The following is a 24,680-nucleotide window of genomic DNA, read 5'->3' as shown; positions in this document are numbered from 1 at the left end:
AAGTGAGTTCAATTAGTGTCGTGCCCCACACTCGGCAACGCGAAGGCGGTGGGACCCGCTATGGGTGCGGAGACAGTGGATCTGCTGGTGATAGGCGGCGGTATGGCCGGGCTCTCGGCCGCCGCGAGGGTGGCCTCCGAGGGCGGCACCGTGGTCGTGGTGGAGAAGGCGGAACGCACCGGCGGTTCCGCGCGTTTCGCCGGTTTCGTATGGACGACGCCGAGCGTCGAGGAGATGCGCCGGGTCAATCCGGACGGCGACCCGGAGCTGGCCACCGCCCTGGTGGACGGGTTTGCCGACGGGGTGGCCTGGATCCGGTCGCTCGGCGTGGAGTGCCGGCCGCCGGTGCCCGTACTGGGCTTCGGCCGCGGGCACCAGGTCGACACGAACCAGTACCTGGACACGTGCGAGCGGCTGATCCGCGACCGGGGCCAGGAGGTACTGACGGGTACCTCGACCCGCTCTCTGATCACGGAGAACGGCGTGGTCAAGGGTGCGGAGTGTCTACTCCCGGACGGTTCCCCGCGCCGGATCGACGCCGCCTGGACCCTGCTGGCGAGCGGGGGCTTCCAGGGCGACCGGCACCTGCGCGCGGAGCATGTCCACCCCCACGCCGCGGAGATCGGGTTGCGGGCCAACCCTGACAGCCGGGGTGACGGTCTGGCGCTCGGGCGTACGGCGGGTGCGGCGTTCGGCCGGAAGGACGCGGGGTTCTACGGGCATCTGATGCCGGCAGGCGTCTCCCTCGCCGATCCGGCACGCTTCGTCGACCTCGCCCTCTACTACAGCGAGCACGCCCTGCTGTTCGACACGACGGGCGAGCGCTTCGTCGACGAGACGGCCGGGGACCATCTGACCACCATGGCGCTGCTCGAACGCCGGGAGGCCCGCGGCCTGCTGGTCGCCGACGCGCGCGTGCATCGCGAGTGGATCAGCGCCTCGTACGTGGAAGGCATCCCCGGCGTGGACAAGTTCCAGCTGTGCCATCGCGCCGGCGCCCGCGCGGCGGTGGCGGACAGCCTGGAGGACTTCACGTCGATGCCCGAGGAGTGGGGCTATCCCGGCGCCACGATCAGGGACCGTATCGAAGAGTTCAACGCCGCCATGGGCGCGGGCGGCACCACGATGCCCGGCCGGCTCCTGGACCGCCAACCCCTCGACGAACCACCGTTCTACGTCGTCGAGGCGGCCCCGGCGATCACTTTCACCTTCGGCGGCCTGCTGATCGACGCCGGTGCACACGTCCTGTCCGCGGACTCGGACGGACGGACTCCCGTCCCGGGTCTGCTCGCGGCCGGCGCCGACGCGGGCGGGCTGTACCGGCGCGCGTACGCGGGCGGCCTTGCCCCCGCGCTGGTGTTCGGCCTGGCGGCGGCACGGACCGCACTCACCGAAACACCGTCGGCCGTCGGCGGCTGAACCCCCTCGCCCGCCGGGTGTCGGCCTCCACCACGACCGCGTGGCACAAATCCCGTGCACGAGGCTTGCCCGCTCGGCACCGGAATGCCTAGCTTACTGAATTGAGTTCACTTTGACTCTGCGGTTCGTGAGGTGATCATGCAGCTCGCACGCCTGGCGCGAACACGCTCTTTTCCGAAGGAGGGGCTGTGAGTCAGTTCCTGCTCGTCCTGGTCAGCGGCGTGGCCAGTGGAGCCGTATACGGTCTCTTGGGCCTCGGGCTGGTCATCATCTACCGGGCCACGGACGTCGTGAACTTCGCGATGGCCTCGCTCGCGACTCTGGGCCTGTACGTGGCGGTCTCGCTCCACGACCGCGGTGTGGCGACGCTGCTGGGCGTCCTCGCCGCCGTCGCGATCACCGTGGCGGCGGGCCTGCTGGTCCGGGAGACGGTGATCCGGCCGCTGGGCCAGGGGCAGTTGTTCTCCGCCCTCGTCGTGACGATGGGCGTGTCCCTGGTCGCCGAGAGCACGGCCGGATCGATCTGGGGCGACCAGCCCAGGGCCTTTCCCAACCTGGTCGACGGGTCCGTGCGCTGGTCCGGCGCCGCGGTGCCGGTGCAGAGCCTCCTGACCATCGCCGTCGCGGCCGGGGCCATGGCCCTGGTCGGCTATCTCTTCGCCCGCACCACACTCGGCTCCGCGATGCGCGCCGTGGCCGAGTCCGCCGACACCGCCCGCGTGGTCGGGCTGAGCGCGCAGCGCCTGGCCAGGATCTCCTGGGCACTGGGCCTCGGCCTCGCCGCGCTCGCCGCCTGCCTGTACGCGCCCCGCGCCGGCCTGGTGCCCACCGCGCTCGTCGCGCCCCTGTTCCGGGCCTTCGCCGGCATCTTCCTGGGCGGTCTGACCAGCATGTACGGCGCCGTCGTCGGCGGGCTGACCATCGGCGTCCTGGACAACCTGGCGGCGAACTATGTCTCCGCCAGTTTCCGGGACACGTTCGTGTTCTCGTTCACCGTGCTGGTCCTGCTGATCCGTCCGCAAGGCATGTTCGGCACCCGCACCTTCCAACGGGTCTGAGGAGTCACGTCCATGGTCTTCAACCGTTCCCTCCTGGCGAGGGCCGCCCTCGGCCCGGCGGCCGGTGCGCTGCTCCTGGTGTTCATGGCCGCCGGCGCGATCCCCGCGTACCAGATGTACTCGGTGGGGCTCGCGGCCGTGTACACGATCGTCGTGCTGTCGGTCGGCCTGCTCGCCGGCTGGTCCGGCATCTGGTCGGTGGGCCACCCCGCGTTCTTCGCCATCGGCGCCTACTTCGCCGCGTACGGCAGCGGTCACGACTGGTCGCTGGAAGCGGTGGTCCTCGGTGCCGTCGCCAGCGGCGCCGCCCTGGGCGCCTTCCTGGGATACGCGGGTGCCAGGTTCTCGATGCTCTACATCGCCCTGCTGACGCTCGCCTTCACCACGGTGACCCTGGAACTGGTCAACCGCTGGAACAGCGTGACCGGCGGCGACCAGGGAGTGCCGGTCATCCAGCTGCGCAGCGCCCTCGGTCTGGGCACCGTCCTGGGCGGTGGCACCGGGGCCCAGTACCTCGCGGTCGGGGCCGCCGCCGTCGTCCTCGCGCTGGCCGTGCCGGCCGCCGCCTCGGGGCTGCGGATGCGGCTGGTGGCCGCCAAGTCGCATCCCCTGGCCGCCCGTACGATCGGTATCGCGCCGGAGGCCCAGTCCTCGCTGGCGTTCGCCGTGAGCGGGGCGTGCACGTGCTTCGCGGGCGTGCTGCTCGGGCTGCTCACCGGGTTCGTCAGCCCGGAACCCTTCTCCCTCGCCTTCGGCATCTCGCTGATCGCGGCCTGTGTGCTCGGCGGGGTCGGCACGATCCTCGGTGCCGTGGCGGGCGGGATCTATCTCACCTGGAACCCTTCGCTGTCGTCCGCCGTCGGGTTGCCCCAGCCGGTCGTGCAGGGCATCGTCCTGATCGGAGTGCTCCTCTTCCTGCCCGGTGGGGTCGTCCCGTTCCTCGCCAAGCCCGCCCGGAGCGTCCTGCGACGCCTGCCGCGTCGACCGGACTCCGAGGACCCGTCACCCTCACAAGCACCGGAAGACCTGGCACCGGTCTCGCCCCCGTCCGAGGCCGCGGACGGCGACCCCGTGCTGCTGCACCTGGAGCACGTATCGGTCTCGTACGGCGGTCTCAAGGCCCTGGAAGACGCCTCGCTGACCCTCCGGCAGAACGAGGTCCTGGCCGTCATCGGTCCCAACGGGGCGGGAAAGACAACTCTGTTGAACGCTCTGTCGGGACTGACCGGCAACGGCAGGGTGAGCGGGACCGCCGACTTCGCCGGTCGCCCCCTCCTCCGGGCCAGGGCCACCGCCCGGCGGCGGCTGGGCATCGGCCGCACGTTCCAGCACGCGGAGGTCTTCTCCGAACTGACCGTCGCGGAGAACGTCCTGTGCACCCGCCGCCGTATCACCGCCCGGCATCGGGCCGAGGTCGCGCGGCTGCTGCGCTCCGTCGGTCTGGCGGACGTGGCCGACCGCCGCCCCGCCGAGCTGCCGTTCGGGCTGCGCAAGCGTCTCGACCTGGCCCGTGCCATGGCCGAGCAACCGAAGCTGCTGATCCTGGACGAGCCGTTCGGCGGCCTCGACACGAGTGAACGGGCCCTGCTGGCGGGGCACATCCGCCGGCTGCACTCCGACGGCACGGCCGTGGTCGTCATCGACCACGTCCTCGACGACCTCTTCTCCGTCGCCCACCGGGTGCTCGCCTTCGACTTCGGCCGCACGATCGGCGAGGGCACCCCGGACGCCGTGCTGCAGGATCCCAAGGTGCGTTCGTCGTACCTGGGCACCGTCGACGGCAGGTCCCGGCCACCCGAGCACACGGGCGAACGGAGCATGGTCCGGCTGCACGGGGTCGGCCACGCATACGGCGGCGTGATCGCTCTGCGCGATATCGAACTCGACGTCCGCCAGGGCGTCGTGCTGGGCATCGCCGGAGCCAACGGAGCGGGCAAGAGCACATTGGCCGGCATCCTGCACGGCTCGCTCGCACCGACCCACGGCGGCCGCGAGACGACCGGAACCGTGCGCACCAGTCTGGCGCCCGAGGGGCGGGCCCTGTTCAAGACGCTGTCCCTGCGCGAGAACCTCGAAGTCGCGGCGTACGCGGCGGGCATCACCGGTGCGTCACTGCGCGAGCGGCTGGAGGAGACGGTCCAGTGGCTGCCGCCCCGCCTGCGCGACCGCATGTCCGCCCCGGCCGGCGCGCTGTCCGGCGGGGAACAGCAGATGCTCGCCATCGCCCGGGCCCTGATCGTCGGCCCGGACGTCCTGATCGTCGACGAACCGGCGCTCGGTCTGGCCCCGGCCCTGGTCGACGAGGTGTACGACCGGCTGGCCGGGCTGGCCCGCGACGGCCTGACGGTCGTCCTGCTCGAACAGCTGCTGAGCCGGGCCATGTCCGTGTGCCACGAGGTCGCCGTGCTGCACGAGGGCCTCGTCGCGGCCCATGGACGGCCGGGCGACCCCGCATTCGAGGCCCTGGCCGAAGCGGCGTATTTCAACGGCGGACCGGCAGCCGCCACCACCGCGGCGGCCACCGCCCGGACCTCCTGAGTCAAGTCGAAACCCGTTGTGAACGAGGTGGATTGTGTACCGGACAACAAGAAGGTTCCGCCGTGCTGCGGGAACGACAGCAGTCCTGGCCGTGGTGGTGCTGACCGCCAACGCGTGTGCCGGCCAGAACTCCTCCGGAGCGGCCGGCGGCAGCTCCTCGGAGATCCGCATCGGGGCGTGGCTGCCGCTCACCGGTGCCACCGCCACGTACGGCGTGGCCGAGAAGGCGGGCGCCGACGCGTACTTCAAGATGCTCAACGCCCAAGGAGGCATCAACGGGCGCAAGGTCCTGTGGACCGTCAAGGACAACGCGGCCGACCCGCAGCAGACCGTACAGATCGCCCGTGAACTGGTCGGCCAGGACAAGGTCGTGGCCATCGTCAACGCGAACGGCACCTCGCAGGCCGAGGCGGCCTTCCCGTTCGTCCTCAACCAGTCCAAGGTGCCGGTCCTCAACGAGGTGGGCGGCGCCGAGAACTGGTACAAGCCGACGCGCCCCGGCCTGTTCGGGACCCAGACCCTCTACGAGGACCAGGCCGCGGCGGTCGCCGCCTGGGCGGTACAGGACGGCGCGAAGAAGATCCTCGTCGTGCACAGCGACCCGGCCGCGTTCGTGAACGTGGCCAAGCAGGTCGAGCCCGTCGCGAAGAAGGTGAACCCGTCGGTCGAGGTGGACCGGCTGCCGGTCAAGTACCAGACCACCGACTACACACCCGTGATCAGCAAGGTGAAGTCCGCCAAACCCCAGGCGGTGATCCTGATCCTCACCTCCCCCGAAGCAGCCGCCTTCCTCAAGGAAGCCAAGCTCCAGGGACTCTCCCTGCCCACCTACGCCTACGCGCCCGTCGCCGCCGAGTCGACGATCTCGCTCGCCAAGGACGCCGCCGAAGGACTCAAGGCGGTGCAGCTGGTGAAGGCGCCCTCCGACAAGGACGCCGCGGTGCAGGAGTTCCGGACCGCCATGGCCAAGTACGAGCCGGGGCAGGACGCCGGATTCCTCGCCCTGTGGGGCTGGAGCAACGCGAAGGTGTTCGCCCAGATCACGAAGACCATCAAGGGACCCGTCACGTCCCAGGCCATCACTGCCGCCTATCAGAAGGCCGCCAAGGTGGACCCGGGAGTCTCCCCGGTGATGAACTTCAGCGCGACCGACCACCTCGGGACGCGCAGCGTGCAGCGAGTCGTCGTGAAGAACGGGGTCTGGACGTCCGTCGGCGACTTCTACACACCGCCGGCCCGCGACTGAACGCTCGCTCCTGCCCTGACCGGACGCGGCCGGCGGCCAAGACCCCTCCACACCGCGGCGTCGCCTCAGGTCAGCAACGGTGGGCGTCACCGGTCGGTGCCGGTCACCAGGTCGCCGAGGTTGCGCCACTGACACGCGGATGAGGCTCAATAGCCCACGGTGAAGCGGCGGTTGGGGTGTCGGGGGTCTCGATCTCGTCCACGAGTGCGACGGCGTAGTCCTCGTAGGAGATGCGGGCCTGGCCGTCCGCGCCGGTGACCGGGTGGCCAGGTCACGTCGTCACCGAGGTCGAGGTAGGCGTCGAGGGCCTGGATCTGGCCGATGGCGTGGGGTTGAACGTCTCCGGGAAGCCGGGTCTGTCGAAGAAGCGCACACCGTCGGCGTCGAGGACGCTCGCCCCGCCGCCCATGTGAAGGATGCAGGGCCCGATCGGGGCGCATTCCGGACAGATCAGGACAGGTAATGATGCCGGATGGGAGTATCGCCAAAGCGCGGGCAGCCACCATCGGCCCGAATCAGGAGGCTGCAGAGCTGAGCTTCTCCGTGAGCCTTTGCCAATCTCACGTTGAGGCCGCGCGGTGATCAGCTGCGGCGTTCGGCGCTGCTGTCGGTGATCGTGCGGAACAGCTCGCGAGCCCGCTCGCAGAACTGCTCGACCTCCGTGATGTCCGGCTCGTCACCGTCGGCCAGCATCCGGGCCTGGAGCTGCTCGGAGCGCAGGCCGCCGTAGCGGGCCCGCACCTCAGCGGTCACCGGCTGGACCGCGATGTGCAGGTGCTTGCGTGCGTCGTGGCCGTGCGACCACATACAGACGTAGGTCTGCTCGGGCTGGCACAACGCCTCCACGACACGAGCCGTATCGCGTAGCAAGGGGCCGAGTTCCGCCGCCGCCGCGTCGTCGAGCTCCGCGATGGCCACGACGTGCTCTCGCGGGCCGACGATCAAGGTGCCGAGATTCATCGGCCCGACGAGGTGATTCACCACCCACGCAGCGGTCTCGTGCAGGACACCCCCGGGCAATTCCCGGCGCCCGGCCAGAAGGTCACACCCAAGACACCCCGTCACATCCACGCGCACCAGCCTATACAGAGCCCGCGTCGATGATGCTGGCGGCCAACTTGATTGCTGAATCCGCAAGTTGGTCTGCGCAGGCGATGAAGCGTCTGGTAGACGGGTTCACGAACAAGATCGCCTGTACCACCAGGAGCTTCACGTGCTTGCCTGTCCCTCGGCCCTCGACCTGTCCACCCAACACCTGCGGTTCCTGACCGATCGGTTGGCCACCCACCGGACGGCACGCGGGACTCGGTGGCGCCGTCTGTCCGCCGGCCGCCAGGCGCTGCCCGTGCTGGCACACCTGCGCCTTGGGCACACATACGCGCAGCTCGCGGCCGGGTTCGAGGTGGGTGTGGGCACGGTGTACTGGTACATCACGGAAGCCGTTGGACTGCTCGCGGTGCGGGCGCCCGACCTCGCCACGGCGGTGGCGGCCGCCTCAGCAAAGGCGTTCGTGATCCTGGACGGGACGCGGCTGCCGATCGACCGGATCGCCGCCGACCGGCCCTTCTACTCCGGCAAACACAAGAGGCACGGCATGAACGTGCAGGTCATCGCCGATCCACATGGCAAGCTGCTGTGGGCCTCGCCCGCCCTGCCCGGCGCCGTGCACGACATCAAAGCCGCCCGAACCCACGGCATCATCGACGCCCTCAGCGAGGCGGGCCTGGCCTGCTGGGCAGACAAGGGCTACCAGGGCGCGGGCGGCACCGTGCGGGTCCCCTTCCACGGCCGGTGGACCGGCTCTCGACAGGCCAACGCGCGGTCAACGCCGCGCACGCCCGCATCCGCGCCCTCGGCGAGCAGGCCATCGCGACCTTGAAAATCTGGCGCCTGCTGCGGAAACTCCGCTGCAGCACCACCCGGATCACAAGCCACGCCCAAGCTGTCCTCACCCTCCACCTGACCTGCTCAAACTGAGGTTGGCAAAGGCTCAGTGCCCTCATCCCGGAATTCCAGAGCGGCGGCGCCACCGAGCCGAGCAACCGCAGCTGGGCCATTCCCCCAGGCGAATTCTCCGGCTACGCCCCGCCCGCGACGCGCGCACGGGCATGCGCACGTCGCGGGCCACTGCACGGGAAGCGCGAGTGCCGGTGCGGCGGTCAGACGGCGGGACTCATCGACTCAGCCGCCGCTCTTACGCCTGAACGACCGCTGGCTGGCAGCCGGGCCATGCGACGCACGCACCTTCGACGCATCCGGGTTGGCGGCAACATCGGCGGCGTCCGTCTGCGCACCACGCTTGCGCGCCAGGGCTTCGCGGAACTTGCGCTTGAGGTCGTAGTTGCCGTCGCTGTCCGGCGCCAGAGGGGACGTCTCGGGGGCAGGCGGCTCCGAACCTTCCGTAGATACGGGCTCTGCGGTCATGGGGACCTCCTGGGTTCGGGGGTGGGCAAGCACAGCTTGTCATGCCGGGCGCAGTGCGAGGCGCCGGCAACGTCATCCGCTCCGTTACGGCGGATGTCCCTCTCGCGGCCAAAGGCGTTCACTTCGAAGGTGAGGCGCACAGGACGGCTTCGGGCCGGGCCGAGGGTTGTCGATCCCGCGGCCAGGCTGCCAGGGCAATGGCTCTCAGCCGTTGCGACGCATGAGGGCGCCCTTGCGGGCCTCGCCGCACATGGCATAACCGCGCGCCGCTTATACCGATCGCCCCTGTGTACGGGTGCTGGCAGCGCGTCGGCCTGGAACAACCGTTCCCCTAGAAGGGCCCCACCCCACGGGCGAGCTGTCGAGCCACACATCAAGCCTTACGAGCGGGGCGCCGGGCGGGGCAGTTGGCCCATACCACGGGTGCAGATGAGCAAGCCGGACGCCGTCTGGCCCGATGCCGGCCATTTGCTGGCCCGGACCCGACGCTCAAGGCTCTGACCTGCGCAAACACCCAGACACTAGATCTTGGACGTGAACAGAGTACGAAGCATTCAGAACTCCCGGAAATCGCTCCCTGCCCGCTTTGTGCAGGTCAAGGGCTGTTCACTCAGCCTATAACGGACCGTTCTCCACCTGACGGCCGCCACTGAGGACGGACTTGCGCTGACCGCTTGCTGAGTATTCCGACAGGTCGCCGGTCAGGATTTCGCGGACTTCTCGCAGTCAGGCTATGGACCGGAGCCGGGAAGCCGCATCGAGATCCTGATCACGTCGCGATGGGACAAGACTCACGACTCCTCCGCCTACTACTGCCTGGCCGGCACCTTCGCCCTCAGCTTCCTGTCCAGTCAGGATGGACACCGTGGACACCGCCGCCTCGCCGGTGGTGCCGTCACCGGATCTCCTGCACGGCGGAACAGTCGGGTCCGGCGTCGTAGTGCCTTGTCCGGGGGGTGACTGTCGTGCTCAGGGCATGTGCGAACAGGTCCTTGCCGTGTCCGGAGTGCTTGAAGCCTCCGTACGTCGCCTCCGGGGTGGGTGTGCCGTGGGGGTTGCCCCGGACTGCGCCGAAGTCGGGTTCGGCGGTGGTCCGTTGCGCGCGTGGGTGATCGTTCGCCCTCAGGGACGCGGCCAGGCCGTACGGCCGGCGGTTCGCCAACTCGACGGATTCACCCTCTCTGATGAGCTCCGCGATCAGCGCCGGGTCGGGGGCACAAGCTCAGTCGGCCGCGGCGACCGCGTCCCTGATGAGTCGGCCGGCGGCCGCGTCGGTACGCGCGACGTCATGGGTCACCAGGCGGTCCTGGCACAGACCGCGCAGGCCGGAGACGAGCAGCGTGGCCACTGTCCGCGCCTGCTGTTCCGAGTGCCCCAGCCGGACGTAGGCCGCGGCGATCGGGCCGATCATGACCTCGACCGTCTCGGCGGCGATACTGCCGTACTGCTCGGGATCCGTGGCGGCCAGGCTGAGCAGTTGCAGCAGCATGCGGATCGGCCCGGACTGCTCCCCGACGGTCATCGCCTCCCACAGGGCATCGGCCGCCTTGCGCAGTCCCGCGGTGTCGCTGACGCCGTCGAACATCGCGTGGGCGTCGGGACGGCTTGCGGCCAGCACCTGAGCCAACAGATTCTCGCGGCTGCCGAAGTAGTACAGAAGCATGCGCTTGGTGGTGCCGATCGACTCCGCGAGCGGACCCAACGACATCTGCGCGACGCCGTGGTGCTGGAGGTGGTGCACCACCTGTTTCTGCAGTTCGGCACGTTTTTCGGCGTTGATGGGGCGAGGCACATCTTTGACTGTACCGATCGGTACGCGTATGGTCCAGCAGACGTAGATGTGCCGATCGGTACATTTATCGAATGGCGCCATGGCGATGGCCGGGCGCGTCACAGCCGAGAGGGACGCCGTGAAACTGGTTGAACCGCGAGAAGTGCAGGCCCTCCCGCACCGAAGCAGCGGCCGTCGGATCACCGGGCATTCAGTCGGCCGCGTGGTCCGCGAGCTCAGTGACATGGCTCCCCGTGGCGCCCGGGGTGCGGTTCTGTGAAACACCGGATCGAGCGTCCCCGCGGCGTCTCCTTGGTCAAAGTCCTGGCCGAGACCCTGACGGTCCCGGCCCTGCTCTTCCTCGGCCTGTTGTTCTGCTTCCCCATGGCCTTTCACCAGCCGCAGCCTGACCACGCGAAGCTTGTAATCGCTGGTGTCCCACTGGAACGCAGGGTCGACACCGCTCTGCAGAGCCAGCATCCCGGCGGGTTCGACGTCGCCGCCGTGGCAGACGCCCGGGAAGCTCGGAGAGCGGTGCTGGACCGGGACGCCGTGGCAGGCTTCGCCACGAAGGGCAAGCATTCCGTGCTGTACGTGGCGGGGGCCAACGGGGTGAGCCTCGAGCAGGCGCTGACCAAGGGTTTCACCCGGCTCGCGGCGCACGACCACCAGAAACTGACGGTCACGGACGTGGCTCCCACCACACGCAAGGACGGGCTCGGCACGACCCTGGTGTACTTCGCGATCGCCTGGAACATGCCCGGCTACATCCTCGCGACGTCCCTGCTGCGGGCGGTGACCCTCAACCGGCGCAGGAAACTGCTGATGGTCACGTGCTTCGCCGCAGTCGTCAGCGCTGTGGGCTTCTTCGTCGGTGTGGGGCTGGGCTACTTGCCCAACTCCCCCGCCGCCCTGGCGATCGCCTTCTTGCTCACCACGGCGGTGGGCACGTTCTCCCTCGGCATGGCGCCTTTCGTCAAGCACTTCTTCCCACTGGCGGGTCTGGGCCTGTACATCGTGCTGAGCGTTCCCTCCAGCGGCCTGGTCCCCGTCCAGCTGCTGCCGAGGTTCTTCCAGGTCCTGCACGCCGTCATGCCTCTGGGCAACGCGGTCGACGGCCTGAGAGGAGTCCTGTACTTCGACGACGCGGGTGTACTCAAGCCGGTCCTCGTGCTGTGCGCATGGATCGCGGCAGGCATGACCCTGCTGGGACTCGACGCGTGGCGGCACCACCGCGTGGCCGCACGACAGGTAGCCGAGGACGAGCAGGAGGACGTTCCGGAACCGCCGGTGGAGGACCCCTCCGTGGAGGCGCCCGTACCCACCGCGCTTCCGGTCCGTCCCCATCACTTCGGCGAGTTGTTGCCGATGCTGGAGGGCTTCGTCCGCGACAGAGAACAGCAGCCCGTCCGCCATGCCGCCGTGACCGTCATGGACACCAGCGGCCGGCAGCTGGTGCGGACCACCACGAACCCGCGGGGCGAGTACGCGGTGACCGGTCTGCCCGAGGGATACGTCAGTGTCGTGGTCTCACACCCCGGCCGAGACCCACTGGTCCACCAGAAACTGATGCAGTCCGGTGTGGCGGTCCGGGCCGACTTCACCCTGCACGACCGGTGCAACCGGACGTCTCGCGCGGCGGCTCACCCCCTCGATCTCGAACCCACGGGACGCGGATCCTGAGGAGCGCGCCCCGGCCCTCGGATCTGCCGCAACGCGGAACATGGAGCAATCGATTCCATGTCAGCAGCATTCCCGCGCGTGGCCACGATGGGCCCGTGCCCCGTGCTGAGAACGCGGCCCGGTCCGGGCGCAGCCAAGGCCCCTGAGGCGCAGCGACAGGAACCTCGCGGCCGGCGCCGTCATTCTCGAAGGAGTTCCGCCGATGAAGACCGTCACCCGTTGGATCGCAGACAAGCCCCACGCAGGCGCACCGCGACGAGGTGGCGCCGTACGTCCCTCGCGCGGCCGGCCAGGGAGCCGACGTGGTGCTCGACGGCCGCGGCTTCACTGTCGAGGGCCCGGAGAACGGGCACTGGATGGGCATCTCGCTCCTCGACAGGGCCAGCGCGGACCCGGACGCGTACCGCAACGAGATCTTCGGTCCGGTCCTGTGCGTGTTCAGGGCAAAGACCTACGAGGAGGCCATGAACATCGTCAACGGCTCCCCGTTCGGCAACGCCGGCGCCGTCTTCACCCGCAACGGCGGCACGGCCCGCCGGTTCCAGGTGGAGGTCGAGGTCGGGAGGGTCGGCGTGAACATGCCGATGCCGCTGCGAGGTGGGCAACCACTCCTTCGGCGGCTGGAAGGACTCGGCCTTCGGCGAGCACCGTATGGACGGCAGCGAAGTCGTGCACTTCTACACGACCGGCAAGGTCATCACGAGTCGCCGGCCTGATCCTGCCGAGACGGCCGCTCGGTCCCCGGGGTGCCGCTACGGCCGCAGGCCTGGTGCCGGGGCGGTCGGATTTCCGGGAACAGTGAGGCTTGCGTGGCGGTGAAGTACCACGCCGTCGCGCAACCGCGGAAGGCAGCCGGAGGCGAGGTCTCTTTCGCCAGACGTAATCGGAAGAGGGGTGCGCGATCGACGCGGGCCCGGATGGAGGCAGACATATGTCCGAGAAGAACCACGCCACGGTGGCGGTCACCGGGGTGACCGGGGCGCTGGGCAGCCGGATCGCAGCCCGGCTCGCCGACCGCGGCGTCCCACAACTCCTCGTCGGGCGCAGCCCCGACCGCATGCCCGAACTGCCTGGCGCCCAGCGACGCGGCCCGGCCGCCTACGCCGACGCCTCCGCCATGCGCAAGGCGCTCGAGGGCGCGTCGACCCTCGTCCTGGTCTCCGCACACCGCACGGTCCGCCGACTGGAGGAGCACGCCAGTGCGGTCGAGGCCGCGATCGCGGTCGGCGTGGACCGGGTTCTGTATGTGTCCCTCGTCGGTGCGGCGCCCACCGCCACGTACCTCAACGCCCGCGACCAGTGGCTGACCGAACAGTTCCTGGCAGGGGCCGGGATCCGCCACACGGTACTCCGGGCCGGCTTCTACACCTCGACGCCCGCCGCCCTCGCCGACGAGGAATTCGTCGTCGGCGGCCCCGCACCGACCGGGCGGGCCGCCTTCGTCACCCATGAGGACATCGCCGACGTGATCACGGCCGTCGCCCTCGACGAGGGGCCCCGCTCCGAGCACGACGGCGCGACGCTTGAGATCACCGGGCCCGAGGCCCTGACCCTCGACGAAGCGGTCACCCGGATCGCCGCGGCAACCGGCCGGCCCTACCGCTACGAACCCGAGACTCTCGAGGAAGCCTTCACGCGGCGATGGCGACGGGGCATGAGCGGGGAACAGATCGAAACCTGGATCTCGTGGTACCAGGCGATCGAGAAGGGCGAGATTTCCACAGTCACCGACGTCGTCCCACGGATCACCGGCTCACCGGCGACCCCGGTCTCGGACGCGGTCTGGTGGCCCGCACCGAACACCGCGCGCGGCACCGCCGAGCTCGGGCGAGGCCGAAGCTGAGGGCCACCGCTGTCAGGCGGCGAATCGGTCGGGGTCGGCGCCCTGCCGATCCGCCGCCCAGGACTCCGGCGGCTCGATCAGCGACTGCCCGAGAGCCAGCCGCTCGTAGAGCTCCGCACAGAGACGGACCGTGACGGGATCCACGCGCCGACGCAGCATGTGCGGGCGCAGCTCGGCCGGTCCGCTCACGCCCGGCGAGGCGATGATCGTTTGATCTCGGCCTTCCGGGCAGAGCAGACCGCAAAGGAGCTGTCCACATCGCGCGAACTGGTGACTCACGTGACTGTCAGATCCCGGATGAAGCCTGCAATGGGTACTCGCAGCGGTTCCCACCCGCCCAGGCGTCAGTCACCAGATCATGCGATGCGCCGCGCACGCTTCCCGTTCGAGACTGGTCGCGTGGGAAGTTACGACCCTCCAGAAATTACGAGTGATTGTTTTGCACACCAAGAACAAGATCGTGCGACGCATCGCGACCGCCGCTGCTTCACTGGCATTCGCCGGCGGCGCTCTCCTCACCGCAGGGGGCTCCGCCAACGCGGCTGCGCTTCCGGGCTACGCGCACGTCCCCGCCCGGACGGGTGCGGTGGTGGAGACGGGGACCGCCGGTGGGCACCACGGACAGGTCCGCGACTGTTCCATGTACGACCTCTTCTACCTGTGGATCTGGGAGCAGCTGAAAGCATTCGGGTTGGCACACCCGTAGCGGGGCACCACCGGCATCGGCCCGATCCCGATTTGTTCGGTGGCACGCCACAGGAATATCCGGAACGACGAATGCCGCTGTGCCCATGGGGAATCCGGGAAGCCTGCCGGTGTCGGAAGAAGTACGCGAGGACGGATCGCAAGTGACCAAGAAACACGCCGATCGCCGCGACCTCCCGGCGGACCGCCGCAGGAAGCACACCGCTGAGCTGCTCGCCGCGTGCGCCGCTTGTCTCATACCCTGGACCGTGATGCTGGGTGTGACGCTGCCGTCGTCCCGCCACGTCCACGAATGGCGCCTGACCTGGGTCGGATTCGACATGCTGCTCATCATGGCGCTGGCATCCACGGCGTTGCTGGCCTGGCGCCGCAGCCGTTCGGTCATCCTGTACGCGCACGCCACAGCAGTCCTGCTGATCTGCGACACCTGGTTCGACATCTCGCTCGACGCCGGCACCGAGGAGGTCTGGACGGCGGGAGGCCTTGCCCTGGTCACCGAACTGCCGCTCGCCGCCTTCCTCATTTATCGGGCACACTCCCTGATCGCCCTGCTGCCGTGGCCGCCCGCGCACACCGCCGCCGGCAACACCGCCCGGAGCCGGACGGAACCGGTCCCGGAGGAGGAGACCCTCCCCCCGGGGCTGCAGACCCGGGGATAGCCGGAGGGGTTCCTTCCAGGGCGTCTGTGCCCAGGTACTCGCGGATACACTTGGAGAAGTCGCGCCCTTCCCCGATCACTTCGCCCCGTGCGCCAAGCACGAGGGCGTAGTCGTCGGTGGCCACCAGGCAGACGCGGCCGTCGACCGTGTATGCGCCGGAATGCCCCACCGACAGGTGACTCCCTTCCGCACCGCGAATGCCCGGCAGTCGACCAGACGGCCGTCACCACTTGGGCATACGTCAGGCGTGTGGAGCGCGAGAACCAGGCGTTCTCGCCCGGCCTGCCGATGTTGACGACGGCGACAGCCGAGTACTCTCCGTCGGCCGATGATGAAGTCGGGAACAAGGACCTCAGCAATCCTCATTCTCGCTGGTCGGAGGAACTTTCTGCCTTCGTGATCACCAGTCGGACAGCTCACCTCGTGAAAGCGCGAGGTGAGGGTGCGTTCGGTCTGTCGAGAGTGAGGCCGGTCCCGGCGAGGAATCCGTCGAGGATGCTGTGCCGGTACTGCAGCGCCTTGAGCCGTCTGCGGACCAGGGTCTCCAGGTTGCTGAGGGTGCGGGCGACCAGCCGTTGCAACACAGGCGCCGGAACTGGTCTGCGGCATGAACCACGCTTTCCTGTGCGGGTACTTGACTGCTTCAGGCGACGGTGAGACCACCGCCGTGCCGACTCATCGTCCGGGCACCCGCTGCGTGGAACTCCGGACGGGTCCGGCACCCGGCGGCGACGCCTCCGAGTAGCGCAGACCTACGTCCAGCCCGCGGCGGTCAACCTTCGGCGGCATATGCATTCGAGACGATTCAGTGAATGAGTAAATGCAGAGTGCATTCGAATTCACGATCCCTCCATTTCCTTCACTCAATGCAATGCGCTAATTGACCCGGGAAGGTCCGTTCTCACAGTACGACCGGACTCGAATGAGAGGCAACGAAACGGGCGATTAACCGACGTGTAGCCCCCGGGAATCCTCACCCGGGTCCACTCCTGTGCACTGCCCTTCACGCACAGTTGTCAGGAGAGGCCATGTCCTTCTTCGCCAGGGCGTCCTGGCCCGGGGACCATCGCGACGAAATCGTCGCCGGTGCGCTCGTCGCGGCGGTGATCGTCGTCCTCGGGTACGCCTCGGGCATCGGCGCACCGGCGCCCACGAATCTCGACAGCGCCGCACCTCCGGCGGCGGGGGTTCCGTCCGCGTCACCCACTCCCTCGAATGGTTGGGCCGTGGGTCCCAGTTCCTCGGCTGGTGATGCGGGTTCCGGCACGGCGGGTGATTCCTGGTCCGCGAGCGGTGGTGCCGGAATTCCCGTCGCAAGCAATACGTCATCCGCAAGCGGGGACGGCGGTTACGGCACGGGGAATGGAGGCAGCGGGAACGGGCCAACACCCGAGCCTTCCGATTCGGCGTCGAATTTCCCCTCGCCAACCCCTTCTTCGACACCGTCCGGCAGTTGCGGTACAGGTGAAGTGCGCCTGGCGCAACCGCTGTTGGGGGGCGTGCTCACTCCGGTGACCGGTCTGCTGGACGGCCTGGTCGGCGGCGGCGCCTCCGGTGTCACGGCCTCCCCGATCCCCTCGCCGTCGCCCTCATCCGTCGATACGTCGTCGCTGTGTGTCGGCGTGGCGCCCTCGCCGTCGGTGATCCCGGAGGTGCTCCCGTGAGACGCCGCGTTCCGACCCTGTTCGGCATCGTCCTGGCCGCCCTGGCCGCCCTGCTGGTCTGCGCACCGGCCGTGTCGGCCCACACCGAGCTCGACTCCTCCGTGCCGAAGGAGGGCACCCGGCTCGCCCACACACCCACCACGGTGAAGCTGACCTTCAGCGAGCCGGTCGTCCTGCCCGACGTCCACGTCACCACCAGCGGCAAGCATCTGGCCCTGTCGCGGCCGGCCCGGGGTGACCGCAAGGGCAACGTCGTCGAAGTTGCCGTGCCCAAGACGACCGGCCAGGATCGCTTGAACCTGGTTTGGCAGGTGCGTGACATGGAGGACGGTCATCCGACGTCCGGAACGCTGACCTTCCCCCTCACGCCGAAGGCCGCCGGCTCGACGGCCCGGGACGTCGGCGCGCAGGCCGCGCCGACTCCGTCCGAGGCAGTGCGCACGGCTTGGGCGGCCACCCGCTGGGTCGGGTACCTCGCGCTCGCCCTGTATGTCGGGGGGATCGTGTTCGTGGGCACTCTGTGGCCCCAGGGTGCCCAGGATCGCCGCACCCGCCGGATCCTCGCGGTGTCCTGGACGGCCGGGCTCACGGCGAGCCTGGTCGCCCCGGGGCTGCAGGGCACCTACGGGGCGATGGGCACGCTCGGCGATGCGTTCCAAACGGCCACCTACACCGACCTGTTGAGCACCGAGGTCGGCATCGTCGACGCCTGTCGGGTGCTGATGTGGGTGCTGGCGGCCATCGTCCTGGCCGCCTTGCTCCAGGGCGGCGAGCGGTCGGCCCGGTCGCCCGGATGGCGGGTCGGCGCCCTCGCCGTCAGCCTCGGCATGCTGCGTACCACGGGCATGAGCGGCCACAACGCCGAGGGCACGCACCCCGGTTGGGGTGCGGTGGCGGACCTGGTGCACCTGCTGGGCGTGTCCGTCTGGCTGGGCGGCCTCACGCTGCTGTTGCTCGGCGTTCTGCCCCGGCGCCGTCCGGCGGAGCTGTCGGCCGCCGTGTCCGGTTACTCCGTGCTCGCCGGGGCCTCCGTTGCGGCGATCGCCGTGGCAGGCGCGGTCCTGGCCTGGCAGGTCGTGGGCTCGTTCGGGGCCCTGTTCCACACCGGCTACGGGCGCCTGCTGCTCCTGAAACTCGCCGTCCTGGCCGCGGTGTTGCTCATCGCCCAGCGCAGCCGCAGCTGGGTGAAGACCCGGCTCGACATCGCCGTCCTGCTGCGCGGTGACCGCGCCACCGTACGGCCCTTCGTCTACTCGGTCGCGGCCGAGACGGGGCTCGTCCTCGTCGTGCTGGCCGCGACGAGTCTGCTGGTCACGTCCGCTCCCGGCCGCTGACCAGCACCCTGTCCCACCCCCCTCTCACCTTGCAAGGGAGACGCACCACCATGCGCACTGAAGAAACCACCGCACCCCCGCCGCGCCACCGGCACTCCCGGGTGGGCAACCGGGTGCTGCTGGCGACCGGCCTGGGCGCCGGAATCACCGGCGTCGCCGCTCTCGGTCTCCTCGGGGCGTCGAGCGGAGCCGCGGCCCCGGCGACGGCCGCACCGGCGTCCGACGCCCACTCGATATCCCAGCCGGCCGCCGCCCAGTCCAAGGCGGCCGACTACACCATCGAGATCAAGAACTACAAGTTCACGCAACCGAACCTGACCGTGAAGGTCGGCCAGACCGTGAAGTGGGTCAACGAGGACACCGCTCCGCACACGGTCACCACCACCAGCGGCCCGGCCAAGTTCGACTCCGGCACGCTGAACAAGGGTGACAGCTGGTCGTACACCTTCACCAAGGCCGGCACGTACGAGTACTACTGCGCGGTCCACCCGGACATGACGGCTTCCATCACCGTCGTCGCCGACGGCGGAGGCAGCACCCAGGGCGGTGGTACGGGCGGTTCCACAGGTGGTTCCACAGGTGGTTCCACGGGTGGGTCGACCGGTGGCTCCACGGGCGGCTCCACCGGAGGTTCCACCGGCGGCTCGACCGGCGGGAGCAGTGGCTCGGGCGGGATGAGCGGCGGCAGTGGCGGCAGCGACGAACAGTGCCACAGCGTGCAGCAGGTCCTGCTGCCGATCCTCCAGCACCTGGACAAGGCCCACCTGGAGGAGTCCCCCGGACAGCAGGTCCAGGACGCGCTCAACCTCGACAGCTACCTGAAGATGCACACCGTCTGGCTGGAGTCGATCCTCACCCCGGCCGTCAACGGCGGTGGCGCCATCGCCGACGACACCCTCACCGTGGTCCTCCAGCACCTCAACTCCGCACACCTGGAGGAGTCCCCGGGCCAGCAGGTCGCGGACATCCTCAATCCCGACCAGTACGTCAAGACGCACACCGTGTGGGCCGGGCACCTTCTCGCCCCCACCACCAACTACCTCATCAACTCCTGCTGACCCCCCTCAGCAGGACGTGGCGGGCCGGCCGAGTAGCAGTCGGCCGGCTCGCCACCGCCCCATTGTCCTTCCCGTCGCTCAGTTCGCCCACCGAGGTGCCGAGATGACCCCTGAAACCCTGCCGACCGCCACCCTGCCCCCGCCCCGGCCGGGCCCGTCCTGGCTGCCCCGCCTCGGCACCTACACGGCCGCATCGAACCGCTGCATCGTCGAACTGACCTCCTGTCTGGGTCCGTTGGTCACCCTCCGCCGGCGCCTCACCCCCGACGACGCCACGCTCACCGTTGCAGCGGAACCCGCAGACTGCGTCCTGGGCCTGAAGCTGACCGGCCCTGCTCTCGGCGGCGAGGAACTCTCCTTCGTCAGCACGACGATCGAACCCGAGGCGGAGGGTTCGCGGCTGCGTGTTCCGGGCGAACTCGCGACCGGTGACACGACCGTGCCGTCCGTGCCGGCGACCCTGACGCTGCGCGTCGTCGAGCGCACCGACGCCTGCCTTCTCGTCCTCGGCACCAGCGATGTGCCCTATGGCCCGCTACGCCGCACGACGGGCTTCACCCTGTCCCGCATCCGCCCCGCAGACCGCCTGCGGCTGCTCGTCGCCGCGGAGTTCACATGCCCCGCCTGAACACCCTCCACACCCTGCGCATCCTGCTCGCCGCGCTCCTCACCACGGGAGTCGTCGCTTTCCTCGACCCCCCGGCCGCGCAGGCCGCCGGTCACCAAGCCGTCATGTCCGGCTACGCGTTCAGCCCCCGCTCCCTCACCATCACCGCCGGCGACACCGTCACCTGGACCAACGAGGACCAGGCTCCGCACGACGTGAAGACCACCTCCGGCCCCGAGTCCATCCACTCACCCTTGCTGAACAAGGGCGGCACCTGGAGCCACACCTTCACCACCGCGGGAACCTACTCCTACGTCTGCACCGTCCACCCCGGCATGGCAGCCCAGCTCGTCGTCCAACCCGCCGCCGCACCCGCCCCCACCACACAGCCAACCACCCACGGACACACGGGTCCGGCCCCCTCCTCGGCCCACCCGACACGGGTCCCGTCGCCCAATCCATCGTCCGCTGAGACCCACCACAGCGGCATGGCAGCAGCCACTGCCACGCAAAACCCCTCGCCCACCGCCGCGGCAGCGGTACCGGCCGCTTCGACGCAGCCTGACGTGACCGCCCCGAGCGACACCTCCGCCCGTCGCCCCCTCAACCCGCTGCTCCTTCTGGCGGGCGTCGTCGCCGGCGTCGCTGTGCTGTGCCTGCTGCTGGTCGGTTCACGCTCGGCCGCCGGCGCGTCACGGGACAACGGCATGGCCCCGAGTTGAGGTCGAGTCCGAGCCCGCGTCCACTGCCCCGCTCTCTCCGACACCCGGCGCTCCAGGCGCGTCGGTCGAGCGAGGTCCGGGGGGCGAGGGCTCGGGCTGATACGTCGTCATCGAACTCCTCGCCGTCGCCCTCCGCGCCGCGATGATGGAGTGGATTTGCCACGGACGCCCTCGTCACCGCCGTCGGCCTATGGGCACCTGGCCCCCGGCTCGGCCGCGTAACGCACGAACGAGCCGAGTGCCGTACTCAGGGCCCACAACCAGGCAACGCCTCCCCGCTCAGCGACGGCGCCGCCGCCCTGCTCCTGGCCGACGAGGACGGTCTGAAGGCCATCGGCCGTGAACCGCTGGCGCGCGTCCGCGCCACCGCGGTGTCCGCGATCGACCCGGACTACTTCGGCCTCGCCCCCGTCGAGGCCGTCGACCGGGCGCTGGCCAAGGCCGGCCGGACCTTCGCCGCTCTCGACGTGCTGGAACTGAACGAGGCCTTCGCCGCGCAGGTTCTGGGGTGTGTGGCCGAATGGCCCGAGTTCGATCCGGCGATCCTCAATCCGCTGGGCGGTGCCATCGCCCTCGGACACCCCCTCGGCGCCTCCGGCGCCCGCCTCGCCGGCACCGTCGCACACCAACTCGCCCGCCGCGGCTCCGGCACCGGCATCGCGACCCTCTGCATCGGCGTCGGCCAAGGCCTCGCTCTGGTCCTCGAACGCTGACACGGGCCTGGTCCCTCGAACGCTGACACGCGCCGCCCGCATCGCCACCGATCCCGGCTGCGACGGTCCCGCCCGGACGACATGCCTTGACGGTACGCAGGGAGGCACCCAGGATGAAAACCATGGAAACTAATCCAGTATCGAAAGTTTCCGAAGAGGACAGGCAGCGCGCCGAGGCGATCGTGGAGGCAGCCGGCCGGTTGTTCCTCGCGCCGGGCCTGGCACGGGTGAGCATGGATGATCTCGCGCGTGAGCTCAGGATGAGCAAGAAGACCATCTACCGTTGCTTCCCGGACAAGCGCAGTCTGCTGGCCGCAGTGCTGGACCGGCAGTTCGCGGCGGTGGAGCGCACACTGGCGATGTCGGCCGAGGACGCGGAAGGCCAGCCGTTCGATGTGCGGGTCCAGCGGTTCCTGGTCGCGGCGGGCACCGAACTGGGGCGGATCGGCGCTGCGCAGCTCGCCACGGGGCGTGGCGGAGACCCGGTCCTGCGCCACTACGTGGAACAACGTGTGGACACGGTGATCTACCGGCGTGTCGACGAGTTGTTCCGGGACGGTCACCGGCGGGGACTGCTGTCCGCGCCGCCCGAGCTGCTCGGTGAGATCACGCGCGGCGCCTTGGAGCGGCTGTTCACCTCCCGGCTGCCCTACGAACTGGAATGGACCGCCGCGCATCTGCTGCGGGCGACCGTCGACACCGTGCTGTACGGGGCGATCCGCTCCACCGGCCCCGCGATCGACGGCGAACGGCTCGGGGCGGTCATTCCGACGGCCCGCGACGAAGAAAAGGAGGTGGGCCCATGACCGGGACGACCGGCAGGGTGGCACTGGTGACAGGGGCCAGCAGCGGAATCGGTGCGGCCACCGCAGGTCTTCTGGCCGCGCGTGGGATGCGCGTGGTGGTCAACTACCTCAGCAGCGCCAAGGCGGCCGGTGAAGTGGTGGCCGACATCGAGGCCGCCGGTGGCCAGGCCATGGCCGTGCAGGCTGACGTACGCGAGGTGGCGGCGGTCGAGAGCCTGGTGGAGCGGGTCGGGGCCGCATGGGGCGGCATCGACGTACTGGTACACAACGCTCTGATCCCGTACGTGGTCAAGTCGTTCCGGGAAATGTCGTGGGACGAACTGGGCGGCAAGATCGACGCCGAGATGCACGCGGCCTTCGCTGTCACCAAAGCCGTCCTGCCCGCCATGACCGAACAGGGCTGGGGACGCATCGTCTATCTCGGTACCGGCCTCAGCCGCCGGCCCCGGAAGGGCATGATCGCGCTGGGCACGTCCAAGGCCGCACTGGAGCAGTTCGCCCGGTACCTCGCTCAGGAACTGGCACCACAAGGCATCACGGTCAATGTCGTCGCACCCGGCCCAGTGGAGACCCGCACCGCCGTTGACGTGCTCGACGATGCGACAAGGCAGCAGCAGGTGGCGGCCACCCCCCTCGGCCGCCTGGCGCACCCGGCCGATGTCGCCCAGGCGGTCGCCTTCTACGCCGACGAGGACAACGCGTTCATGACGGGTACCACGGCCGCGGTCAACGGCGGACTGGCCATGTACTGACGCCTCGCCGACGCCCCGGCACACGGGGCCGTCCGGCCCGGGTCCGGCTGACGGCCGGATCGTATCCGGTACACCGTCACCCGAACCCGGCCACTGCGGCGCCGTCAGCGGGCCCGGCCGTGCGACGGTGACACGATCAAGGACAAGCACTCATGTACACGATCGATCTTGCCTACGTCGGGCGGGGCCTGCACGAGGAACTGGCCGCCTACATCGCCGACCAGGAGGACTTCTACGCCGACGAGGGCGTCCACGTCGCGCTGCGCGACGGCTGCACGTGGGACGAGGAGCGGCTGCGCCGCTGCGCCACCATCGGGCTCGGCCGGGCACTGCTGTCCCGGCTGACCGACGGCACTCCCTGGGTCGCCCTCAACGTCAACACCCACCGGCCGCTGTTCTGGTTCCTCGCCCGCTCCGGCCTGACCTCCCTGTCCGACCTGGCCGGCCGACGGCTGGCGGTGCATGCCCCGCACACCGCGCCGGGATGCTTCACCAGGATCGTGCTGCGCGGGGCAGGCCTCGACCCGGACCGGGACATCAAGTCCGTCGTCCGCCCGCCCGGCGACTACGGCATGGACCTGCGCCGGCTGCGCGACGGCGAGATCGACGCCGCGCTGGTCGGCAGCACCATGGCGCCGGAGGCGGTGGCCGCCGAACACGGCTGGAATGTACTGGGCTGGATCGGAGACCACTTCCAGATCCCCACCGTGGGCCTGGCCGTCGACCCCACATACACCGACCCGGACAGCCCCGCGGTCCAGGCCGTCCTCCGGGCGCACCGGCGCGCCCTGCGGGTGATCCACAACGACCCCGACACCACGGTGCGGCACATGCAGACGTTCCTCGGCGGGCACACGGCGGTCGAGGCCCACGCTCACTACAAGACGTTCATCGCACCGCATTTCACCGTCGACGGCCAAGCCGATCCGGCCGTCGGCAACAGGGCGATCACCGCGGTCGCCGCCGAACTCGGCGTCCCCGCCACCGTCACCGCGGCCGAGTTCTACCGCACGGCCACCACCACGTCCTAGAGGTGGGTCTCTCAAACGGCGTCCAAGAATCCGTGCCACGGACGCCGTGTCGAGGGTGCGGTCCTCCCTGTCCTTGAGCCGCCCGACATCGGTGTGAACGGGGTCCGTGTGTATCTCCCCCGCCGAGTGCCCACCCCAAGGTCATCTCACGGCCCGGCATGCTGACATTCCGTCAGGCGAAGCGGATCGCGGCGGAGGACCCCGAGCTGTACCTCATCGCGCGCTGCCCGGCCCGCCCTTCGACGCGCCGGGCGCTGGAAGCCATCGCCGCACGGCGGTGAGCGACCCGGCAACGCCTGCGCCACGGCATAGGCACGAGGCTGACCGGCATGCGTCCGGTACGGCCCTCTCCCGACGGCCCGGCCGCGGTGGTGCTCTCGTCTTCCTTGCTGGCGGAGAGCAATACTCCGCGGGGATGAATGGGTCACGCGATCGCCACGCACTGTGACAGTGCGCCGCCTTCTCACTGTCATATTGGTGACGTGACGACATGGATGCTGTCTGATGGGGGCGCTACCCAGACTCCTTGTTACCTGGTGTGGGCAGAAGTTAAGAGGATGTCTCACGTGGCGAATTTTGCGAGTTTCTTGTAGCAGGTCAGGGCTGCGGCGAGGCCGAGGAAGGCGAGGAAGTGGCTGCCCTTACGT

General features: G+C 69.6%; 24 protein-coding genes and 3 pseudogenes. 21 read left to right on the top strand and 6 right to left on the bottom strand.

From position 1 onward, the window contains the following. The first annotated feature begins 60 nt into the window (after positions 1-60). The 5 genes from ACFZDK_RS45525 to ACFZDK_RS45505 all read left to right on the top strand — a co-directional run bounded on the left by ACFZDK_RS45525 (position 61) and on the right by ACFZDK_RS45505 (position 6,674). Positions 61-1,419 carry an FAD-dependent oxidoreductase gene (locus ACFZDK_RS45525; protein WP_390982282.1) on the top strand — a complete coding sequence of 453 codons (1,359 nt, stop codon included), beginning with the start codon at positions 61-63 and terminating at the stop codon, positions 1,417-1,419. A gap of 188 nt (positions 1,420-1,607) precedes the next feature. Further along, entirely contained in the window at positions 1,608-2,477 is an 870-nt protein-coding gene (locus tag ACFZDK_RS45520; RefSeq protein WP_390982280.1) for a branched-chain amino acid ABC transporter permease, read from the top strand. 12 nt (positions 2,478-2,489) lie between these two features. Beyond that, positions 2,490-5,015, top strand: coding sequence for an ATP-binding cassette domain-containing protein (locus tag ACFZDK_RS45515; RefSeq protein ID WP_390982278.1), 2,526 nt, complete (start codon positions 2,490-2,492; stop codon positions 5,013-5,015). Positions 5,016-5,106: 91 nt separating this feature from the next. Further along, entirely contained in the window at positions 5,107-6,261 is a 1,155-nt protein-coding gene (locus ACFZDK_RS45510) for an ABC transporter substrate-binding protein (protein WP_390982276.1), read from the top strand. Between the two features lie 230 nt (positions 6,262-6,491). Next, the gene (locus tag ACFZDK_RS45505; protein WP_390982273.1) at positions 6,492-6,674 is read left to right on the top strand and encodes a hypothetical protein; all 183 of its coding nucleotides are present in this window, start codon (positions 6,492-6,494) and stop codon (positions 6,672-6,674) included. A 169-nt stretch (positions 6,675-6,843) separates the two neighbouring features. On the opposite strand, the gene ACFZDK_RS45500 is transcribed toward ACFZDK_RS45505, so the two are convergent. After that, entirely contained in the window at positions 6,844-7,221 is a 378-nt protein-coding gene (locus tag ACFZDK_RS45500; RefSeq protein WP_390982270.1) for a hypothetical protein, read from the bottom strand. A gap of 253 nt (positions 7,222-7,474) precedes the next feature. Between ACFZDK_RS45500 and ACFZDK_RS45495 the strand changes: the two are divergent. Continuing rightward, positions 7,475-8,238, top strand: a pseudogene (locus tag ACFZDK_RS45495) (transposase family protein). A gap of 204 nt (positions 8,239-8,442) precedes the next feature. Here the strand turns inward: ACFZDK_RS45495 and ACFZDK_RS45490 are convergent. The 3 genes from ACFZDK_RS45490 to ACFZDK_RS45480 form a co-directional block, all read right to left on the bottom strand. Next, positions 8,443-8,685: a DUF5302 family protein gene (locus tag ACFZDK_RS45490; protein WP_390982267.1), complete on the bottom strand. Its 243-nt coding sequence runs from the start codon at positions 8,683-8,685 to the stop codon at positions 8,443-8,445. A gap of 895 nt (positions 8,686-9,580) precedes the next feature. Continuing rightward, positions 9,581-9,871, bottom strand: a complete 291-nt coding sequence (locus tag ACFZDK_RS45485; RefSeq protein ID WP_390982592.1) for an aldehyde dehydrogenase family protein — start codon at positions 9,869-9,871, stop codon at positions 9,581-9,583. 36 nt (positions 9,872-9,907) lie between these two features. Next, complete coding sequence (locus tag ACFZDK_RS45480) at positions 9,908-10,477, bottom strand: TetR family transcriptional regulator (RefSeq protein ID WP_390982265.1); 570 nt, start codon at positions 10,475-10,477, stop codon at positions 9,908-9,910. A 255-nt stretch (positions 10,478-10,732) separates the two neighbouring features. On the opposite strand from ACFZDK_RS45480, the gene ACFZDK_RS45475 reads away from it, so the two are divergent. The 3 genes and pseudogenes from ACFZDK_RS45475 to ACFZDK_RS45465 all read left to right on the top strand — a co-directional run bounded on the left by ACFZDK_RS45475 (position 10,733) and on the right by ACFZDK_RS45465 (position 13,982). Further along, positions 10,733-12,139 carry a carboxypeptidase regulatory-like domain-containing protein gene (locus ACFZDK_RS45475; protein WP_390982263.1) on the top strand — a complete coding sequence of 469 codons (1,407 nt, stop codon included), beginning with the start codon at positions 10,733-10,735 and terminating at the stop codon, positions 12,137-12,139. A gap of 239 nt (positions 12,140-12,378) precedes the next feature. Next, positions 12,379-12,958, top strand: a pseudogene (locus ACFZDK_RS45470) (aldehyde dehydrogenase family protein); the annotation flags it as partial. Positions 12,959-13,070: 112 nt separating this feature from the next. Next, positions 13,071-13,982, top strand: coding sequence for an NAD(P)H-binding protein (locus ACFZDK_RS45465; protein WP_390982260.1), 912 nt, complete (start codon positions 13,071-13,073; stop codon positions 13,980-13,982). Between the two features lie 12 nt (positions 13,983-13,994). Here ACFZDK_RS45465 and ACFZDK_RS45460 read toward each other — a convergent pair whose 3' ends face one another. Beyond that, positions 13,995-14,171: a hypothetical protein gene (locus tag ACFZDK_RS45460; RefSeq protein WP_390982257.1), complete on the bottom strand. Its 177-nt coding sequence runs from the start codon at positions 14,169-14,171 to the stop codon at positions 13,995-13,997. Positions 14,172-14,442: 271 nt separating this feature from the next. On the opposite strand from ACFZDK_RS45460, the gene ACFZDK_RS45455 reads away from it, so the two are divergent. Next, positions 14,443-14,688, top strand: a complete 246-nt coding sequence (locus ACFZDK_RS45455) for a hypothetical protein (protein ID WP_390982254.1) — start codon at positions 14,443-14,445, stop codon at positions 14,686-14,688. Between the two features lie 142 nt (positions 14,689-14,830). Then, positions 14,831-15,346, top strand: a complete 516-nt coding sequence (locus tag ACFZDK_RS45450; protein ID WP_390982251.1) for a hypothetical protein — start codon at positions 14,831-14,833, stop codon at positions 15,344-15,346. A 416-nt stretch (positions 15,347-15,762) separates the two neighbouring features. Here ACFZDK_RS45450 and ACFZDK_RS45445 read toward each other — a convergent pair whose 3' ends face one another. Further along, positions 15,763-15,927, bottom strand: coding sequence for a hypothetical protein (locus ACFZDK_RS45445; protein ID WP_390982249.1), 165 nt, complete (start codon positions 15,925-15,927; stop codon positions 15,763-15,765). Between the two features lie 447 nt (positions 15,928-16,374). Here ACFZDK_RS45445 and ACFZDK_RS45440 point away from each other — a divergent pair, with 447 nt between their 5' ends. The 10 genes and pseudogenes from ACFZDK_RS45440 (at position 16,375) to ACFZDK_RS45395 (ending at position 24,314) form a co-directional block, all read left to right on the top strand. Beyond that, positions 16,375-17,010 (top strand): hypothetical protein, encoded by a 636-nt coding sequence (locus ACFZDK_RS45440; protein WP_390982246.1) that lies wholly within the window; start codon positions 16,375-16,377, stop codon positions 17,008-17,010. Continuing rightward, complete coding sequence (locus ACFZDK_RS45435) at positions 17,007-18,344, top strand: CopD family protein (protein ID WP_390982243.1); 1,338 nt, start codon at positions 17,007-17,009, stop codon at positions 18,342-18,344. The genes ACFZDK_RS45440 and ACFZDK_RS45435 overlap by 4 nt, the downstream gene beginning before the upstream one ends. A 50-nt stretch (positions 18,345-18,394) precedes the next feature. Beyond that, complete coding sequence (locus ACFZDK_RS45430; RefSeq protein WP_390982241.1) at positions 18,395-19,402, top strand: plastocyanin/azurin family copper-binding protein; 1,008 nt, start codon at positions 18,395-18,397, stop codon at positions 19,400-19,402. A gap of 103 nt (positions 19,403-19,505) precedes the next feature. Beyond that, positions 19,506-20,030, top strand: a complete 525-nt coding sequence (locus tag ACFZDK_RS45425; protein ID WP_390982238.1) for a hypothetical protein — start codon at positions 19,506-19,508, stop codon at positions 20,028-20,030. Next, positions 20,018-20,731 carry a plastocyanin/azurin family copper-binding protein gene (locus ACFZDK_RS45420; protein WP_390982235.1) on the top strand — a complete coding sequence of 238 codons (714 nt, stop codon included), beginning with the start codon at positions 20,018-20,020 and terminating at the stop codon, positions 20,729-20,731. The genes ACFZDK_RS45425 and ACFZDK_RS45420 overlap by 13 nt, the downstream gene beginning before the upstream one ends. 263 nt (positions 20,732-20,994) lie before the next feature. Continuing rightward, positions 20,995-21,444: pseudogene (locus tag ACFZDK_RS45415) on the top strand (3-oxoadipyl-CoA thiolase); the annotation flags it as partial. Positions 21,445-21,557: 113 nt separating this feature from the next. Then, on the top strand, positions 21,558-22,250 hold the full coding sequence (locus ACFZDK_RS45410; protein ID WP_390982232.1) for a TetR family transcriptional regulator: 693 nt from the start codon (positions 21,558-21,560) through the stop codon (positions 22,248-22,250). Beyond that, positions 22,247-23,002: an SDR family oxidoreductase gene (locus ACFZDK_RS45405; protein ID WP_390982229.1), complete on the top strand. Its 756-nt coding sequence runs from the start codon at positions 22,247-22,249 to the stop codon at positions 23,000-23,002. Before ACFZDK_RS45410 ends, ACFZDK_RS45405 begins: the two co-directional genes overlap by 4 nt. A 152-nt stretch (positions 23,003-23,154) precedes the next feature. Continuing rightward, entirely contained in the window at positions 23,155-24,033 is an 879-nt protein-coding gene (locus ACFZDK_RS45400; protein WP_390982226.1) for an ABC transporter substrate-binding protein, read from the top strand. Positions 24,034-24,191: 158 nt separating this feature from the next. Next, a complete protein-coding gene (locus ACFZDK_RS45395; protein ID WP_390982223.1) occupies positions 24,192-24,314 on the top strand; it encodes a hypothetical protein in 123 nt (40 codons plus the stop codon). Positions 24,315-24,680 lie beyond the last annotated feature (366 nt).

Source organism: Streptomyces sp. NPDC007901 (assembly GCF_042959465.1).
Lineage (GTDB): Bacteria > Actinomycetota > Actinomycetes > Streptomycetales > Streptomycetaceae > Streptomyces.
The sequence above is the reverse complement of the archived record's forward strand: the minus strand, read 5'-3'. Positions and strand labels throughout refer to the sequence as shown.

Excerpts from the sequence above, each read along its gene's own strand:
- ACFZDK_RS45410 (WP_390982232.1), top strand. The coding sequence starts at position 21,558 with ATGAAAACCATGGAAACTAATCCAGTATCGAAAGTTTCCGAAGAGGAC.
- ACFZDK_RS45515 (WP_390982278.1), top strand. The coding sequence starts at position 2,490 with ATGGTCTTCAACCGTTCCCTCCTGGCGAGGGCCGCCCTCGGCCCGGCG.
- ACFZDK_RS45465 (WP_390982260.1), top strand. The coding sequence starts at position 13,071 with ATGTCCGAGAAGAACCACGCCACGGTGGCGGTCACCGGGGTGACCGGG.
- ACFZDK_RS45425 (WP_390982238.1), top strand. The coding sequence starts at position 19,506 with ATGACCCCTGAAACCCTGCCGACCGCCACCCTGCCCCCGCCCCGGCCG.
- ACFZDK_RS45405 (WP_390982229.1), top strand. The coding sequence starts at position 22,247 with ATGACCGGGACGACCGGCAGGGTGGCACTGGTGACAGGGGCCAGCAGC.
- ACFZDK_RS45525 (WP_390982282.1), top strand. The coding sequence starts at position 61 with ATGGGTGCGGAGACAGTGGATCTGCTGGTGATAGGCGGCGGTATGGCC.
- ACFZDK_RS45505 (WP_390982273.1), top strand. The coding sequence starts at position 6,492 with ATGCGGGCCTGGCCGTCCGCGCCGGTGACCGGGTGGCCAGGTCACGTC.
- ACFZDK_RS45420 (WP_390982235.1), top strand. The coding sequence starts at position 20,018 with ATGCCCCGCCTGAACACCCTCCACACCCTGCGCATCCTGCTCGCCGCG.
- ACFZDK_RS45440 (WP_390982246.1), top strand. The coding sequence starts at position 16,375 with ATGTCCTTCTTCGCCAGGGCGTCCTGGCCCGGGGACCATCGCGACGAA.
- ACFZDK_RS45500 (WP_390982270.1), bottom strand. The coding sequence starts at position 7,221 with ATGAATCTCGGCACCTTGATCGTCGGCCCGCGAGAGCACGTCGTGGCC.
- ACFZDK_RS45430 (WP_390982241.1), top strand. The coding sequence starts at position 18,395 with ATGCGCACTGAAGAAACCACCGCACCCCCGCCGCGCCACCGGCACTCC.
- ACFZDK_RS45395 (WP_390982223.1), top strand. The coding sequence starts at position 24,192 with ATGCTGACATTCCGTCAGGCGAAGCGGATCGCGGCGGAGGACCCCGAG.
- ACFZDK_RS45490 (WP_390982267.1), bottom strand. The coding sequence starts at position 8,685 with ATGACCGCAGAGCCCGTATCTACGGAAGGTTCGGAGCCGCCTGCCCCC.
- ACFZDK_RS45400 (WP_390982226.1), top strand. The coding sequence starts at position 23,155 with ATGTACACGATCGATCTTGCCTACGTCGGGCGGGGCCTGCACGAGGAA.